The following is a 14952-nucleotide window of genomic DNA, read 5'->3' on the forward strand; positions in this document are numbered from 1 at the left end:
TCATAAAGGAAATCTTTAAGACCCTTCGGGTGACGCTCTTACTGCGCTGGCTAAACAGTACCTAGTACAGCACGGCGTAAATAAGCCACCCATTTGTAATGTCTGAAACCCTTGCTAAAACGTAATTACGAATTACGAATTACGAATTACGAATTCGGCGTTGCGCTACTAGTCGCTAGTCTGGAATTTTTTGCCTGCTGCTTTTTCGCCATTTTTAACTGAATCATGACAGATCATACACGTAAACGCGTTGTTGTAACTGGTGTTGGCGCGATTACACCTATAGGTAACACAGCAACAGAATATTGGGATGGATTATTGAGTGGACGAAATGGCATAGACTACATCACATTATTTGATGCGTCTCGCCATGATTGCCGCATTGCTGGTGAAGTGAAAAACTTCGATCCACATGATTACTTGGAGCGCAAAGAGGCCAAGCGCATGGATCGATTTGCCCAATTTGGGGTTGCGGCAGCAAAACAGGCTCTATCTAACGCGGAGTTAGTGATCAATGACCTGAATGCAGAACAGGTAGGTGTCATGATCGGTTCTGGCGTTGGTGGTATTAAGGTATTAGAAGACCAGCAAACTATCTACCTCAACCGTGGCCCCGATCGCTGTAGTCCATTCATGATCCCGATGATGATCGCCAATATGGCCGCAGGATTAACGGCAATTCACACGGGTGCTAAAGGGCCAAACTCCTGTCCTGTAACTGCCTGCGCTGCTGGCTCTAACGCCATCGGAGATGCTTTTCGCTTAATTCAAGGGGGATACGCCCAGGCGATGATTTGCGGCGGAACGGAGTCAGCTGTCACACCGTTGTCGATAGCTGGGTTCGCCGCTTGTAAGGCACTCTCTTTTCGCAATGATGACCCATATACAGCTTGCCGTCCCTTTGACCGCGATCGCAACGGATTTGTTTTGGGTGAAGGTTCAGGAATTTTAATTCTAGAAGAACTAGAACACGCAATCAGTCGCGGCGCTCACATTTATGCCGAAATGATCGGCTATGGGATGACCTGTGACGCCTACCATATCACCTCCCCCGTACCTGGTGGACTCGGAGCCGCTAGAGCGATCGAACTAGCCCTCAAGGATGCACGAATAACTCCCGAAGAAATCAGCTACATTAATGCTCACGGCACTAGCACCCCAGCGAATGATTCAACTGAAACCTCAGCAATCAAAAAAGCCTTGGGAGAATATGCCTATAAGGTGGCAATTAGCTCCACCAAATCGATGACAGGTCATTTATTGGGCGGTTCTGGAGGTATTGAAGCAGTGGCAACAGTACTGGCGATCGCTAATGACCAAATTCCACCGACAATCAATCTGGAAAATCCCGATCCAGAGTGTGACTTAGATTACGTGCCTAACTCTAGCCGCGCTCAAAAAGTCGAGGTGGCAATATCCAATTCTTTTGGGTTTGGCGGTCATAATGTCACACTGGCCTTTAAGAAATACCTCTAAAAAAAGTCAGGAGGCAGGAGGCAGAGGGAGATGAGGGGGATGAGGGAGATGAGGGGGATGAGGGAGACAAGGGAAATAACCAATGCCCCATGCCCAATGCCCCATGCCCAATACTTCGACTTCGCTCAGTACAAGTGCCCAATGCCCAATGCCCCATGCCCAATGCCCAATGCCCCATGCCCAAAGTATCAGAAATATCATTCCGATATAATTTAAGCGTTCAGCATGACCCAATTATTAGCTTGATTTATCACCAGAAACTCAGGAGATCCCGCTTGTCCATCCACAAGCGGGAATGGGATGATGAGGATACTGTGGGGAATCTAAAATAACCCCAGCAAGAGAACCTACGAAGAGTGCTAACCCGTCGTTAAAAACAAGAGATTATGACTGTTGCAACCCAATCCCTCAAAGAACTGTCCCTCGAAGAACTTTGTATTAACTCAATCCGCTTCTTGGCTGTTGATGCCGTAGAAAAGGCCAAATCGGGACACCCAGGACTACCGATGGGCGCGGCTCCGATGGCTTTTGTACTTTGGGATCGCTTTTTGAAGTTTAACCCCAAGAATCCCAAATGGTTTAACCGCGATCGCTTTGTTTTGTCAGCCGGTCATGGCTCGATGTTGCAGTATGCCCTGCTTTACTTGACAGGCTACGACAGTGTAAGCATTGAAGATATCAAGCAATTCCGTCAATGGGAATCCAAAACCCCTGGACACCCCGAAAACTTCATGACCCCAGGCGTGGAAGTCACCACCGGGCCACTAGGTCAGGGAATTGCCAATGCAGTCGGTTTAGCGATCGCTGAAGCGCACCTTGCCGCTAAATTTAACAAACCCGATACCAAGATTGTTGACCATTACACCTACGTGATTGTAGGTGATGGTTGCAACATGGAAGGTATTTCCGGTGAAGCGGCTTCTTTCGCAGGACACTTGGGATTAGGCAAACTCATCGCTCTGTACGACGACAACCACATTTCCATCGACGGTTCCACAGATGTGGCATTCACCGAAGATGTTTCCAAGCGATTTGAAGCTTACGGTTGGCACGTTCTGCACGTCAAAGATGGTAATACCGATTTAGCGGCGATTGAAAAAGCGATCGCCGAAGCTAAAGCTGTAACCGATAAGCCTTCTTTCATTAAGGTAACAACCACCATTGGTTACGGTTCACCCAATAAAGCAAACACTGCTGGTGTTCACGGTGCTGCCCTTGGTGGAGACGAAGTAGCATTGACTCGGAAAAATTTGGGTTGGGAATACGAGCCTTTCGTAGTACCCGAAGACGCTCTCAACCACACACGCAAAGCTGTTGAGCGCGGCGCAGGTTACGAAACCGAATGGAACAAAACCTTTGCGGACTACAAAGCGAAGTATGCCCAAGAAGCGGCTGAATTTGAACGCTACATAAGCGGCAAACTACCCGATGGTTGGGATAAAGTACTACCCACCTACACCCCCGAAGACAAAGGATTGCCCACCCGCAAACACTCAGAAACTTGCCTCAACAAACTGGCGGCGGTTTTACCTGAATTGATTGGTGGTTCGGCTGACTTAACTCACTCTAACCTGACAGAAATCAAGGGCAAGGGCGACTTCCAAAAAGGGCAATATCAAAACCCCAACATCCACTTTGGTGTGCGGGAACATGGTATGGGCGCAATCTGTAATGGTATAGCGCTGCACAGTTCGGGATTAATTCCCTACGGCGCTACCTTCTTGATCTTCACAGATTATATGCGTGCTGCCATCCGCTTATCCGCCCTTTCCCAAGCTGGCGTAATTTGGGTGATGACTCACGATTCCATTGGACAAGGTGAAGATGGTCCGACACACCAACCCATTGAAACTCTGGCTTCCCTGCGAGCCATTCCTAATTTAACCGTGTTTCGTCCCGCAGACGGTAACGAAACCTCTGGCGCTTATAAAATAGCGATCGAAAAGGCGAAGCAAAACGCTCCGTCTCTGTTGGCGTTCACTCGTCAAAACGTCCCCAACTTGCCAGGTACATCGGTTGAGGGTGTGGCAAAGGGTGGATACACCGTGGTGGATAGCCAAGGTACGCCTGAGATTATCTTGATTGGCACTGGTTCAGAATTGAGCCTCGCCGTCAGCGCAGCCGAAAAACTCACGGCTGAAGGCAAGAAAGTCCGTGTTGTCTCGCTACCTTCATGGGAACTGTTTGAAGCACAGGATGCGGCTTATAGAGAGTCCGTTTTGCCGAAAGCTGTCACCAAGCGTTTGTCTGTAGAAGCTGGTAGCAGTTTCGGTTGGCACAAGTACATAGGTACTGAAGGCGATACTGTGAGCATCGATCGCTTTGGTGCTTCGGCTCCAGGCAATGTTTGTTTAGAGAAGTTTGGTTTTAGCGTTGATAATGTGTTAGCTAAGGCTAAACAATTGTTGGGTTAATAGCAACAGAATATTCTCAAAATTTTGTGGGGTGGGCATCTTGTCCACCTTTTTTTTAACGCAGAGGGGTGCTAAGGAAGATTTGAGGGTTTGGGAGATTCACTATAATTGAAAATAAATAAGTAAAGAATTGGGAGGAAGTTATGCAGGAAGTTTCAAACCAAAAAGATGCGTTAGTCGCTCGAATATTACCAATCGTAGAAAAATTGTTTCGAGATAATAATGTATATCAATTGAAATTAGACAAACAAGAAATGATAGAAATGTTAGTAGATATGTTTGGGCAGTTTTCACCGAAAGAAATAAAAGCTATTACGGAGCATGAACTGACACGTAGAATTAGGAAAATATTGACTTTAGAAGCAGTTTCAGGCACTTTAAATGATTTAACACCTGAGCAAATAGCAATTTTCGATGCAGCAGTGGAAGGTAGATAAAGAGTGACTTATCTACTAGATTCAAATATTGTTAGTTATATTTTAAAGAAAATTGCAACTGTTAATAATAAATTACAGGAGGTAAATCTTCGCGGGGAATAAATATTTATCAGTTGCATCACTTACTATGAAATTAAGCGAGGACTTTTAGCTATAAATGCTACTAGACAGCTTGCAAATTTTCATCGGTTTTGCAAAGATTATGAAATTTTATTCCTGGATGATATAGAAATTATTGAGAGAGCCTGCGATATTCATGTGGATTTAAAACGTAGAGGTTTGACGATACAAGAACAAGATATATTGATAGCAGCTACAGCGATCGCACAGGGTTTAATTCTGGTTTCTAATGATTCTGATTTGCTGAGAGTGCAGGGAATTAATTTAGAAAATTGGGTGTTAATATCAGAAATATAATATATTTAATCCCAAATTTGGAGGTCTTTATGCACGAAGTTATGCAAGAATCTAGCTACAATCATGAGCTTATAAACCGTATCTCGCCAGTAGTCGAAAATTTATTTAAAGGTAATAGTCTATACCTTGTAAAGTTAAAAAAACAGGAGATGATTGAAATGTTAGTTGAACTATTTGGGCAATTCTCACGAGAAGAAATGAGGGAAATTAAAGATGATGATTTGACAGACAGAATTGATAGTATTTTAATTTTAGAGGCAATTTCAGGTACGTTAAACGATTTAACACCAGAGCAAATCAAAATGTACGATGAAGCAGTAAAGCGAAAATAGACAAAGTGACTTATTTATTAGATACAAATATTGTTAGTTACATTTTGAAGAGAAATGCAATTGTAGATCAGAAATTTCGGGAAGCCCGTCGTCTGAAACAAGATGTGTTTATTAGTTGCATAACTTACTATGAAGTCAAACGAGGTCTTTTAGCTATCAATGCAACTAGACAGTTAGCTGAGTTTAATAAATTTTGTCGAATATATAAAATTTTATTAATAGATGATTTAGAGATTATTGAACTGGCGTGTGAAATATATATAGACTTACAACGGAGGGGGTTTACTATCCAAGAGCAAGATATATTGATAGCAGCTACAGCGATCGCACGCGGTTTAGTTCTAGTTTCTAATGATTCTGATTTGCTGAGAGTGCAGGGAATTAATTTAGAAAATTGGGCAAGCACAAAATATTGAGTGTGGAGTGCTAAGAGAAAAGCGATCGCCCTGAAAAATATCCGTTATTGATGAGTGATTGTGAGAGTAATTGCACTGGCCTTTTATTTATAATTTTATTTTACCATGTAGGCTCAAATGCAGCTATGGCATTTACAGCCCGTTCCAGACTTGGAGAATAGTACTTAGCCACGTCCACTTGCCAGAACTTTTCAACAAAGTAAACCAACTGTCCATTATAGTCTCGGCCTACCTTTGCAGTACTGTTAGGTTGTGGGACAATAGCTTCACGCAATTCACGTTTTTTGGCTTTTTTAGCAATATTAATCAGTGTTTGTTTAGGATCACTAATTTTCTCAACGTCTTGAGGAATTAATGTTTGCTGAACTCCCAGAAAGTTGGCAAAGGCTTCACGATCAGCTAAAAGCCATGCTTCCACTTCCCTGACAGCGATACGAAATAAAAGATTAGAGTGTTTTGGGGATGGTAGCCATTCTTGAATTACTTTCAATGGACACTCCATTTTGTCAAGGTCTGTTAAGACTATGTAAGGCGTTCCTTTAGCAGCATTATTGAAGCCCTTGATTTTATTTTTAAGGTAGCCAAAGCCGCCCTTACAATAACATGTGCCTACCTTATAAGGAAGTTTAGATTGAAGTAAAATTGCCCGTAACACTGCCTCACTTAGCGAATCTTCAACAGCCAGGTTAATAGGGATAAAGTCCACTATAACTGAAGCTCCAATTGATTAATTTCAGATGGTTTAGTTAATGGCAAGACAGCTTCAGCTACGTTTAAGCCTCCGTCTAGCAGATCCCGCACATTATCAAGCGAAGATGCCTGAATCACATTAGTTCCTTCTGGACTTGGTGTTAAAAGCAGGATCTCTTCAAGCCCAATTCCCTCATCTTCTAGTAAATCAGCGCTATGTGTAGTGAGAATTATTTGTCTTTTCTTCTGACGTTGAATTCTATACATTAAAGAGGGCAATTTCTTAACTATAGCTGCGTTCAATGATAACTCTGGTTCTTCAAGAAGTAGTAGTGAGTCGGTTTCCAATAATGACCAAAGCAAACCTATTAACCGTAATGTCCCATCTGAAAATTGATCCTCTCTTTGTTTACCTGCTTTAGGACGCCAATGCTCATATACCGCCTCTAAATGTGGAACACCCATCTCATCTTTTGTATCAGTTAGACGTTTCAGTTGGGGAACAGCTGAACGTAAAGCATTTTCAATCTTTGTCAAGCGTGATTTACGAGTCTTTTCAGGAGTTTTGGTAATTCGCTCAAGAAAACTTCGCCCAAAAGGATCTTCGGAAACGCCTGGTCCAGAAAAGGCATCTGGATAACGGAGTAACTGAGGTACTAGGTGTAAATATAGAACAGATTCAAAAAATTTAGTAATTTCTCTGAAATCTGCATTGGCACTGATTTGTTCTAGGTGCGTCTGTGTCCGTCTTAACTCGTCTTTTTCATCATTTTTATCTGGTCGGTCAATTAACTTAACATTTCCCTTCCATACGCGCTCGTAAGCCAAAATAGGTTGACGGTAACCTCTAGTCTGTTGTGTGATTCCAATAGCATATTTCCATATAGGTTCATGACTAGAGTACTCTGAAAGATGTACCTCAATTTCAACCTTTGGATTTTGCCGCGCTGAAAGACAGCGAATCTTGGATACACCTCCCCGATCTCTGACAGCTGTCTGTAAACCGCCTCCTGGTTTGGCAATGTCCCGCAAAAAGCGGAATACATCAAGAAAGTTAGATTTACCACAAGCATTAGGACCAACTACAAAAACTCTGTCACCTAATTCAACATCTACTGAGAGAAAATTTCGCCAATTCTTTAGTATGATGTGAGAGATAATCATCAGCAAATTGCATAAGTTTCCTGAATAAAATGCCATGTTGATATGATTTTTCAACGTAGGCAATGCATGAAAGTATAGTTTATTTTTGGTAAATGACTTTTTGAATTTAAATAAAAGGTGACTGTATTATTTTATGTATAATCTTACAACTCGACAGATACAAATACGATCGCACCCTAGCACTCCACATCTCAGACAACTGTAGAAAGCACAAATGACAGTTTGCTCATTTTAGAATATTGGCAACTACCTTTAGATAGATAGGGTAAACACTACGCGATTTCTAGTGATAAATCGCGTGGTAGTAATGAAAAAATGCAACTTTCACCTCCCTATACCATCTTTAGTTTATTTTGTCAATACGTAATCCCGTAGCATTACCTAATAAATTACCAAGACTTTCTCTGGACTGAATCTATATTCATGCTTTCAGTAGATGCAGTTATGACTTTGCAAATGCGATGATGTATATGTTCTCAAACAATAAATAGTTGTTGTTGTTCAGATGAAATCAGATTTTATCCGATCGCAGTAACTTTGGTTTTTAGCCAATTGTTTGATGTTTTGAGAAGGTAACACAATGAATAACATCCTAAAACGCACACTTCTACCCAGCCTCATGGCTGCAAGTTTAGCTGGTGTCACCTTAGTTCCCGCGAAACCGGCTGCTGCTGATGACCAAGTACTAAGAGATGCAGGTATTGGAGCTGTTACCAATGTGGTAACAGGAGCTATTAGGGGAAATGGTAGTGTATTAGGCAATGCTGTTAAGGGTGGTGTCACTGGTGCAGCAGTCAATGGTGCAAATGGTTTGAGAAACCATCCTCGTCACCGAAACCTTGGTCAAGATGTCGGAGTCGGTGCAGGGGCTAGCGCATTGACTGGCGTAATTACCGGCGATAGTAGAGATACCCTTGGCAATGCTGTTGATGGTGCAGCTGTAGGTGGAGTAATCCATGTATTAACCAAGTAAATTCATCACCTGAAATACTTCCAACGGTTAACGAACTTATCCCTCCCTAATTTCTCTCCTTGCTAAAAGGAACAAACCCAACCTCTCTTCCCTAGTCGGGAAGGGAGGTTGGGGCGTTAGATTTATATTGAGATATAGCGGTTCTCGGCCCTTGTGAGGTAGAAGAACCCCACCCCCAACCCCTAAGAGCAAGCGAGGAGGGGAGTATGACTTACCTTATATGATTAGGAAAGGCTATATGCTACGGTCAGGATCGGATGAACTTAGACTTAATAGTAAACTCTAGCCCTTCAACGCCTTTCTAAAGTTTCGACGATAGGATTGATTTGTAATAAACAAAGCTGGCCATAGCAAAGATAAACCAATGCGATTGGTCAAAGTTGGATTAAAATTAGTCCGGCCAAACCCATTCCAAAACTTCCAAACGCCGCCTCCGTAAACCACTATCAAGGCAAAAATAATAAAGTTACCCATTCCCATCAACTCCATTAGTAACTGACAGAATTTAAGTTAAGTTTTACCGTAGGCGTAGCCCGCCGTTCGCGTAGCGTCTCGTAGAGAAGGCATCGCGGTCAAAAACCCATATAAAGACCTTTCACTTTAAATGTTGCTACAAATGGGCAGCAGAGACATTTACTCTACTTATCATAACTTTCTGGCATACCGACTGGTGATAAACCCGCGATCGCTCGTAAGTTTTGACAACGAATCAACTCAGTAAAATTTAAACTGGAACGCCCTTCAATTTTAGCTACCGCTTCAATTGCAGATAACAGGTGTTGTGCTGCTTCTGATTCCGAATAACCCCGCCGTTGTGCTATTTTAATTGCTGCTGTATCGGCATTTAACTCTGACTCTTGAGATTTATTAGTGCGCCAGATGCGAAAAGCAGCGATCGCACTTAATCCCCCAGCTACGGCTACACCTACCACATCTGACTGTACTGCTTCCAATGATCCGCCTAACAGCCCAGCCAGCACTACACCTTGATAAATGTCGGGTTTAAACCACTTCACCCCCGTCAACCAGCTAACCATCTGCAACAACAGCAAATCTCGTTGCGGTTTTGTCAAGCGATGCCACAAATCAAAATTAATATATATTGGTCGTGCCTGATTCCAGGGTTGCGGAAAGGAGGCATCAATCACTTTTGCCTGCTGTGGCTTACTAACAAGTTTTGTCGTCATCCGACCAGAAGCAGGCATCACATCTAACAAACGGCGAATTTCAACATTTGGCTCCATAAATTTAACGTGTCGCGGAAGTCCCCACCTTCAATGTACTCATAAGGTGGGGATTATGAGCGGGGGGTGAGGATTACATCCAGTATTATTTTTAAGCGGGAAGCAAAAACAAATACGCTTATGTATGACGAATCCCCTCTTCGAGGTGATGCCTCCGGTGCGCGGCTTGGGCGAACGGCAGTTCTTCATGGGGAGCCACTTGCTTCACTTGGGGTCTCCCCAAGTGAAGCAAGTGGCGTGGAAACCCCCTCTTTTGCAGACTGCCTCACCAATTATTTTATTTTAGTACTTTACCACATATATACATTGTGGTAAAGTATAGATACTAACGAGGTGATGTTGAGTGTTACACCCAACTCTATCAGAGACGCAAGCGCGAACGACTACGCTCAGGGTTGTGCAAGTTCGTTTATATCCGTCACTTGAGCAGCAAATTCAATTAGCACAGGCTTTTGGGTGTGCTAGATGGTGGTGGAACTATGCTCTGAATAAGTCGATCGAGACTTATAAGGAGACGGGTAAGGGACTTAGCCGTGTTGCACTCAACGCATTTTTACCCGCACTCAAGAAAGCAGAAGAAACTATTTGGTTAGGTGATTGTTACAGTCAAATTTTACAGGCTACAACACTCAATCTAACTACTGCGTACAAAAACTTTTTTGCAAAACGTGCTGGATTCCCTAAGTTCAAATCTAAGTTTGGAAAACAGTCTATCCAGTATCCTCAAAACGTCAAGATTGTAGATGGTGATGTCAAACTCCCTGGCAACATTGGGATAGTGAAAGCCAAAATACATAGATCGATTGAAGGAATAATAAAGACTGTTACTGTAAGCAAAACGTCATCAGGTAAATATCTTGCGTCTATACTCACTGAGGTAGAAGGTGTTTCGACTCCGCTCAACACAAGTGAAAACCCGCGTTTTTCGGAGGGTAAAATTTACGGTATTGATTTAGGACTAAAACACTTCGCTGTCGTCACGGATGGCGAAAAAGTATCTTTTTACGATAATCCTAAACACCTTGCCAAACATGAAAAAAACCTCAAACGCAAGCAGAAAAAATTAGCACGTAAACAAAAGGGAAGTAAATCAAGGAATAGGTATAGAAAAGTTGTTGCCAAGGTGTACGAGCGAGTTAGTAATTCGCGGCAGGATTTTCTGCATAAACTTAGTTATAAGTTGGTCAGCGATAGCCAAGCTGTCATAATAGAGAATCTTCATGTCAAAGGCATGGTACGCAATCATAAATTGGCAAAATCAATATCTGATGTTGGGTGGGGAACATTTACTAATTTCTTAGCTTACAAGCTAGAACGCAATGGTAGTAAGTTGATTGAAATTGATAGATGGTTCCCCAGTTCAAAACTCTGCTCTAATTGTTTTTATCAAATCAGTGAGTTGTCATTGGATGTTCGTGAGTGGACTTGTCCTCATTGCAATACTCATCATGACAGGGATGGAAACGCAGCGATAAATATTAGAGCAGAGGGTATCAGAATCATAAAGGCGGAAGGTTCAGCCGTCTCTGCTGTAGGAGGGGATGTAAGTCCTAATCTTGGGCGAAAGTCTAAGTTTAGGCACTCCCCCGTGATTACAGAAGCTCCTAGTTCAGCTTTATGCTACTAGGAGTAGTTCACTTATTAGCCATAATGTGCATGGTAACTATTTTAGTTATCATTCGTGTTAATCTTTGATTTGTGATTTGATAATGTGGCGGGATTTTATTGTATCCGTTTGCGCCCAAGTTCAAAACCTCAAAGTTCTCGATCACCATTGAGACTACACTTTTAACTACATGGACGCTTTTGTTCCGATCCCGCCTGAATGGACGAATGAAGCAACACACGCTTACGAGTTTTGCTGTCCTAGTTGCCGCTCAAGTAGCTTGGAAGCTGAAAAAGTTTGGCTAAATCGGCGATCGCCTGTACTTACAGAAGACCATCGTCGCAAATGGCAGGAGTTCTACTATTGCCACTGTGGTTCTGTCTGGTGGGCTTGGAGTAGCGATCGCCCCTCAAAAGATATATCGAATCAGCAAGATTATAATCCTACATAGCCAATTTTTTCAGATGAATGGGGATTTATTAATCTGCGACCATCCGTAATGCCAATTCTGAATCAGCCGATAAATATTTCTACTGGAAGTCCTGATCGTAAATTAAAACAAGTTCGGGTGATTACTTATAATAAAAGAACCCCACCCCGCCGGCGGGGAGGGGAGCTAAAGCGCAGCTATGGCTCTTTGGGACTCCGGGTATTATGCTTAATTACCCACGCAAGTTACGATCTCAACTCAATTGTTCATACTTAAATTTACCTTTAATAAACTTGTTAAAATGCTGACCTTTAGACGGTGCATTGTCTAAGTCTTCCTTGACACTAGGAGGTACTTTGAAATACTCGTAAACACTTCCACTATCAAATTCAATAGTCAGTGTTTGAGTTTTTGGATCATAGCTAAATTGCTTAATAACGCTGCCTTCAGGCTTGAGTAGCGGGAAGGCGATCGCATCCCGAATACTGGCACAATCTGTTAATAACATTACTAACCGATCAATTCCAATTCCTAAACCACCTGTAGGCGGCATACCGTATTCTAAAGCTGTCAAAAAGTCTTCATCTACACCTTGGGCTTCTAAGTCGCCAGCAGCTTTTCTTTCAGCTTGGGCTTCTAAGCGTTCTCTTTGCTCGATGGGATCGGTAAGTTCTGAGAAGCTGTTCCCAGTTTCTCGCCCGACGATAAATAACTCAAATCTTTCCACCAAACCAGGTTGAGAACGGTGAGGTTTTGCTAAGGGCGAAATTTCTACAGGGTAATCAATTACAAAGGTAGGTTGAATTAAATTAGCCTCTACCTTCTCTTCAAAAGCTAAATTTAGTAACTTACCAATTGATTTGGCTTCATCTACACCAGGAATACCAGCATTTTTACTTGCTGTTTTTGCTTCTTCCAAACTTGGGAACGAATTAAAATCCAACCCCGTAAATTCTTTAACTAAATCGTGCATTGTCACCCGCCGCCAAGGTGGTGTCAAATCGATCGGTTCCCCTTGGTAGGTGATTTGCAATGTGCCGAGTACCTCTTGAGCGACAGTGGTAATAATCCCTTCTGTCAGCGCCATCATATCGTTGTAGTCGGCGTAGGCTTGGTAAACTTCAATTGTCGTAAATTCGGGATTGTGGCGAGTCGAAATTCCCTCATTGCGGAAAACTCGCCCCAATTCAAACACCTTTTCAAAACCACCCACAATCAACCGTTTGAGATGGAGTTCTGTGGCAATTCGCAGATACAATTCCATTTCTAAGGTGTTGTGGTAAGTGATAAATGGACGTGCATCTGCACCCCCAGTTTCACTTTGCAAAACAGGCGTTTCAATTTCCAGAAAATCCCGTTCTTCCAAATAGCGACGAATACCAGCAGTAATTTGGGCGCGACGGCGGAAAGTTTGCCGCACTTCCGGGTTTACAATCAAGTCAACGTAGCGCTGACGGTAGCGCTTGGCAACATCCGTTAATCCATGCCACTTGTCGGGTAGGGGCAACAGGGATTTAGTCAGGATAGTATATTGTTTAACGTAGACAGATAACTCGCCCTTTTCAGTCCGTTTAATAGTACCTTTGGCTCCCAGAATGTCACCTGCATCTGTAAGTTGCTTCAGGTGATTGAAGGCATCAGCATCAATATCTGCCATACCTTCTTGGATGCGATTTTTATCTAGATAAAGCTGAATTGTGCCGGTTTCATCTTGCAAAGTGAAGAAAGCCAATTTCCCGAAAACGCGACGCGCCATAATACGTCCAGCGATCGCAACTTCTAAATCAACTTCTTCGCCACTGGGTAAATCGGCAAACTTTTCTTGCAACTGTGCTGCATGATGGGTAGATTCCCAACGATAGGCATAGGGATTAGTTCCTAGCTGCTTGAGTTGTTCTACTTTCTCCAGCCTGGCGGCTCGGATATCTTCTTCCGACATGGTAACGAACTATTCAGAGGGCAACATTAATTATAGATGCTGCAAAAGTTGAGAGTAAGATATATTTGCACTTTGCAGATGATAATCAGCTCATGTATAGGAATCCGGTTTGATTCCTGAAATTATTTGCGTAGGCTGGGAGTGGGGAGTAGGGAGTAGGAAAGAAGACTTTTTGAGTGTACGGAGTTTTTTCAAAAATCAAATACAGCAGATTTCAAGGAAAGTGAAGTACACAACGATTAGTCTCAAACCCAGGTATAAAGCCTGTTTTACTTCTGAATTCTGACTCCTGGATTCTGAATTCTGCTGTATTTTGTATTTAGTTAGTAAGCTAAAGTTTCTAAAGTTTCCCTTAAATACCGTTGTACCTGCTGTTCCAAGCGAATTCCCTGTAATTGAGCATCGCGTTCTAGTTGCCAGCGCTGAAAACCGGAACTCGTGGAAATCGCATATTTGAGACTATACCAAATTTCAGTATCAGCAGAAAATTGGCGATCGCTAGAAGTTGGAATTTGAGCCATAGTTCCTCATTCCTTTGTTTTAAGTTCAACGGTAACTGGGCATGGGGCAATTCAATTTTGGATTTTGGATTTTGGATTTTAGATTGAAATTTAATCCAAAATCTAAAATCTAAAATCTAAAATTCTTACTCCCCTGCTCCTTATTTGTAGCCTTTTAAAGTTAAATAATATACTTTAGGGGCTGCTATGAATCTGTATTAATCTTAAACAGGGATTCCAACAATCGGGGCACGATTTGATTAACCCGCACCCCTAAAATTGTGAAATCTTGCTTAATCTTTTCTAAAGATAATGGCTCTATGCCAGCGAATTCTGTCTCATTAGTCACCAAAACTCGCATTACACTCACAGGTATTTGTAAAAAAAGATTGCTGCCCAAAAAGGCTAACCCCGCAAGCACTAATGCAACACTGCGCCATTGTGGGAGAAATTTAGCGGAATTTGCTACTAATGGGGCAATTTGGTAGAGATGCCACAGCACCCAAACCGATAATACTGCTGCCACTAGGGCTAGGATACGATTTAACTTTGTATTAATTAAACAGAGAATTTTTCGCTGCCGTTCAGTCAGATTTTCTGGCTTCAGGGCTATTCCTAAAAGAGCAAATATATAAAAAGGGCGGCGCAACTGCATCCATAGCAGGGGCAGAACACCAATGGCGGCAACTAAGAATAGCTCCATCCAGACTGGCAAAAATGGCTCGCCTACAGAGAGGAACAATAAGCAGAGGACTAAAAAAACAGGCAACGTCGCCAATCCAGCGACGTGAATCCACAAAATAGGTTCAGAGCGAAATGAATGCATGTTATAAAAAGTTGTGAGTTAAGGGTTAGGAGTTAGGAGTTAGCAGCCTTTAACTCCTAACTCCTAATTTATCACTCCTAACTTCTAA

Annotated in this window: 16 protein-coding genes and 1 pseudogene; 9 read left to right on the forward strand and 8 right to left on the reverse strand. The window is 42.5% G+C overall.

The genetic code is table 11. The features are described 5' to 3' along the window. The first annotated feature begins 225 nt into the window (after window positions 1-225). Window positions 226-1476, forward strand: coding sequence for a beta-ketoacyl-ACP synthase II (gene fabF, locus V7K27_RS30930; RefSeq protein ID WP_334952391.1), 1251 nt, complete (start codon window positions 226-228; stop codon window positions 1474-1476). Here the strand turns inward: fabF and V7K27_RS30935 are convergent. Next, a complete protein-coding gene (locus V7K27_RS30935) occupies window positions 1460-1654 on the reverse strand; it encodes a hypothetical protein (protein WP_334952392.1) in 195 nt (64 codons plus the stop codon). The genes fabF and V7K27_RS30935 overlap by 17 nt on opposite strands. A 208-nt stretch (window positions 1655-1862) precedes the next feature. On the opposite strand from V7K27_RS30935, the gene tkt reads away from it, so the two are divergent. The 5 genes and pseudogenes from tkt to V7K27_RS30960 all read left to right on the forward strand — a co-directional run bounded on the left by tkt (window position 1863) and on the right by V7K27_RS30960 (window position 5492). Further along, complete coding sequence (tkt, locus tag V7K27_RS30940) at window positions 1863-3890, forward strand: transketolase (RefSeq protein ID WP_334952394.1); 2028 nt, start codon at window positions 1863-1865, stop codon at window positions 3888-3890. A gap of 143 nt (window positions 3891-4033) precedes the next feature. Then, a complete protein-coding gene (locus V7K27_RS30945; RefSeq protein ID WP_334952395.1) occupies window positions 4034-4327 on the forward strand; it encodes a hypothetical protein in 294 nt (97 codons plus the stop codon). 3 nt (window positions 4328-4330) lie between these two features. Further along, window positions 4331-4744: pseudogene (locus tag V7K27_RS30950) on the forward strand (type II toxin-antitoxin system VapC family toxin). 41 nt (window positions 4745-4785) lie between these two features. Further along, on the forward strand, window positions 4786-5076 hold the full coding sequence (locus tag V7K27_RS30955) for a hypothetical protein (protein ID WP_334952564.1): 291 nt from the start codon (window positions 4786-4788) through the stop codon (window positions 5074-5076). Window positions 5077-5081: 5 nt separating this feature from the next. After that, complete coding sequence (locus V7K27_RS30960) at window positions 5082-5492, forward strand: type II toxin-antitoxin system VapC family toxin (RefSeq protein WP_334952397.1); 411 nt, start codon at window positions 5082-5084, stop codon at window positions 5490-5492. A gap of 100 nt (window positions 5493-5592) precedes the next feature. Here the strand turns inward: V7K27_RS30960 and V7K27_RS30965 are convergent, their stop codons facing one another. Then, window positions 5593-6198, reverse strand: coding sequence for a DUF4276 family protein (locus V7K27_RS30965; protein ID WP_334952399.1), 606 nt, complete (start codon window positions 6196-6198; stop codon window positions 5593-5595). Next, the gene (locus V7K27_RS30970) at window positions 6198-7382 is read right to left on the reverse strand and encodes an AAA family ATPase (protein WP_334952401.1); all 1185 of its coding nucleotides are present in this window, start codon (window positions 7380-7382) and stop codon (window positions 6198-6200) included. Before V7K27_RS30970 ends, V7K27_RS30965 begins: the two co-directional genes overlap by 1 nt. Window positions 7383-7926: 544 nt before the next feature. On the opposite strand from V7K27_RS30970, the gene V7K27_RS30975 reads away from it, so the two are divergent. After that, window positions 7927-8319: a hypothetical protein gene (locus V7K27_RS30975; protein ID WP_334952402.1), complete on the forward strand. Its 393-nt coding sequence runs from the start codon at window positions 7927-7929 to the stop codon at window positions 8317-8319. 282 nt (window positions 8320-8601) lie between these two features. Here the strand turns inward: V7K27_RS30975 and V7K27_RS30980 are convergent, their stop codons facing one another. Both V7K27_RS30980 and V7K27_RS30985 read right to left on the reverse strand, forming a co-directional pair. Next, complete coding sequence (locus V7K27_RS30980; protein ID WP_118167650.1) at window positions 8602-8793, reverse strand: hypothetical protein; 192 nt, start codon at window positions 8791-8793, stop codon at window positions 8602-8604. Between the two features lie 164 nt (window positions 8794-8957). Continuing rightward, complete coding sequence (locus tag V7K27_RS30985; RefSeq protein ID WP_334952403.1) at window positions 8958-9563, reverse strand: DUF3318 domain-containing protein; 606 nt, start codon at window positions 9561-9563, stop codon at window positions 8958-8960. A 343-nt stretch (window positions 9564-9906) separates the two neighbouring features. Here V7K27_RS30985 and V7K27_RS30990 point away from each other — a divergent pair, with 343 nt between their 5' ends. Continuing rightward, window positions 9907-11190, forward strand: a complete 1284-nt coding sequence (locus V7K27_RS30990; protein ID WP_334952404.1) for an RNA-guided endonuclease InsQ/TnpB family protein — start codon at window positions 9907-9909, stop codon at window positions 11188-11190. A 169-nt stretch (window positions 11191-11359) separates the two neighbouring features. Beyond that, window positions 11360-11620 (forward strand): hypothetical protein, encoded by a 261-nt coding sequence (locus tag V7K27_RS30995; protein ID WP_300417514.1) that lies wholly within the window; start codon window positions 11360-11362, stop codon window positions 11618-11620. A gap of 232 nt (window positions 11621-11852) precedes the next feature. On the opposite strand, the gene lysS is transcribed toward V7K27_RS30995, so the two are convergent. The 3 genes from lysS to V7K27_RS31010 all read right to left on the reverse strand — a co-directional run bounded on the left by lysS (window position 11853) and on the right by V7K27_RS31010 (window position 14864). After that, on the reverse strand, window positions 11853-13538 hold the full coding sequence (lysS, locus tag V7K27_RS31000; protein ID WP_334952405.1) for a lysine--tRNA ligase: 1686 nt from the start codon (window positions 13536-13538) through the stop codon (window positions 11853-11855). A gap of 323 nt (window positions 13539-13861) precedes the next feature. Further along, complete coding sequence (locus V7K27_RS31005; RefSeq protein WP_334952406.1) at window positions 13862-14059, reverse strand: hypothetical protein; 198 nt, start codon at window positions 14057-14059, stop codon at window positions 13862-13864. A gap of 184 nt (window positions 14060-14243) precedes the next feature. Further along, the gene (locus tag V7K27_RS31010) at window positions 14244-14864 is read right to left on the reverse strand and encodes a low-complexity tail membrane protein (protein ID WP_334952407.1); all 621 of its coding nucleotides are present in this window, start codon (window positions 14862-14864) and stop codon (window positions 14244-14246) included. Between the last annotated feature and the right edge of the window lie 88 nt (window positions 14865-14952).

Source organism: Nostoc sp. (assembly GCF_036919575.1).
Taxonomy (GTDB): Bacteria; Cyanobacteriota; Cyanobacteriia; order Cyanobacteriales; family Nostocaceae; genus Nostoc.

Bases quoted from the DNA above. Each gene is read 5' to 3' on its own strand.
- fabF (WP_334952391.1), top strand. From the start codon at position 226: ATGACAGATCATACACGTAAACGCGTTGTTGTAACTGGTGTTGGCGCG.
- V7K27_RS30935 (WP_334952392.1), bottom strand. From the start codon at position 1,654: ATGGGGCATTGGGCATTGGGCATGGGGCATTGGGCATTGGGCACTTGT.
- tkt (WP_334952394.1), top strand. From the start codon at position 1,863: ATGACTGTTGCAACCCAATCCCTCAAAGAACTGTCCCTCGAAGAACTT.
- V7K27_RS30945 (WP_334952395.1), top strand. From the start codon at position 4,034: ATGCAGGAAGTTTCAAACCAAAAAGATGCGTTAGTCGCTCGAATATTA.
- V7K27_RS30955 (WP_334952564.1), top strand. From the start codon at position 4,786: ATGCAAGAATCTAGCTACAATCATGAGCTTATAAACCGTATCTCGCCA.
- V7K27_RS30970 (WP_334952401.1), bottom strand. From the start codon at position 7,382: ATGGCATTTTATTCAGGAAACTTATGCAATTTGCTGATGATTATCTCT.
- V7K27_RS30975 (WP_334952402.1), top strand. From the start codon at position 7,927: ATGAATAACATCCTAAAACGCACACTTCTACCCAGCCTCATGGCTGCA.
- V7K27_RS30980 (WP_118167650.1), bottom strand. From the start codon at position 8,793: ATGGGTAACTTTATTATTTTTGCCTTGATAGTGGTTTACGGAGGCGGC.
- V7K27_RS30985 (WP_334952403.1), bottom strand. From the start codon at position 9,563: ATGGAGCCAAATGTTGAAATTCGCCGTTTGTTAGATGTGATGCCTGCT.
- V7K27_RS30995 (WP_300417514.1), top strand. From the start codon at position 11,360: ATGGACGCTTTTGTTCCGATCCCGCCTGAATGGACGAATGAAGCAACA.
- lysS (WP_334952405.1), bottom strand. From the start codon at position 13,538: ATGTCGGAAGAAGATATCCGAGCCGCCAGGCTGGAGAAAGTAGAACAA.
- V7K27_RS31005 (WP_334952406.1), bottom strand. From the start codon at position 14,059: ATGGCTCAAATTCCAACTTCTAGCGATCGCCAATTTTCTGCTGATACT.
- V7K27_RS31010 (WP_334952407.1), bottom strand. From the start codon at position 14,864: ATGCATTCATTTCGCTCTGAACCTATTTTGTGGATTCACGTCGCTGGA.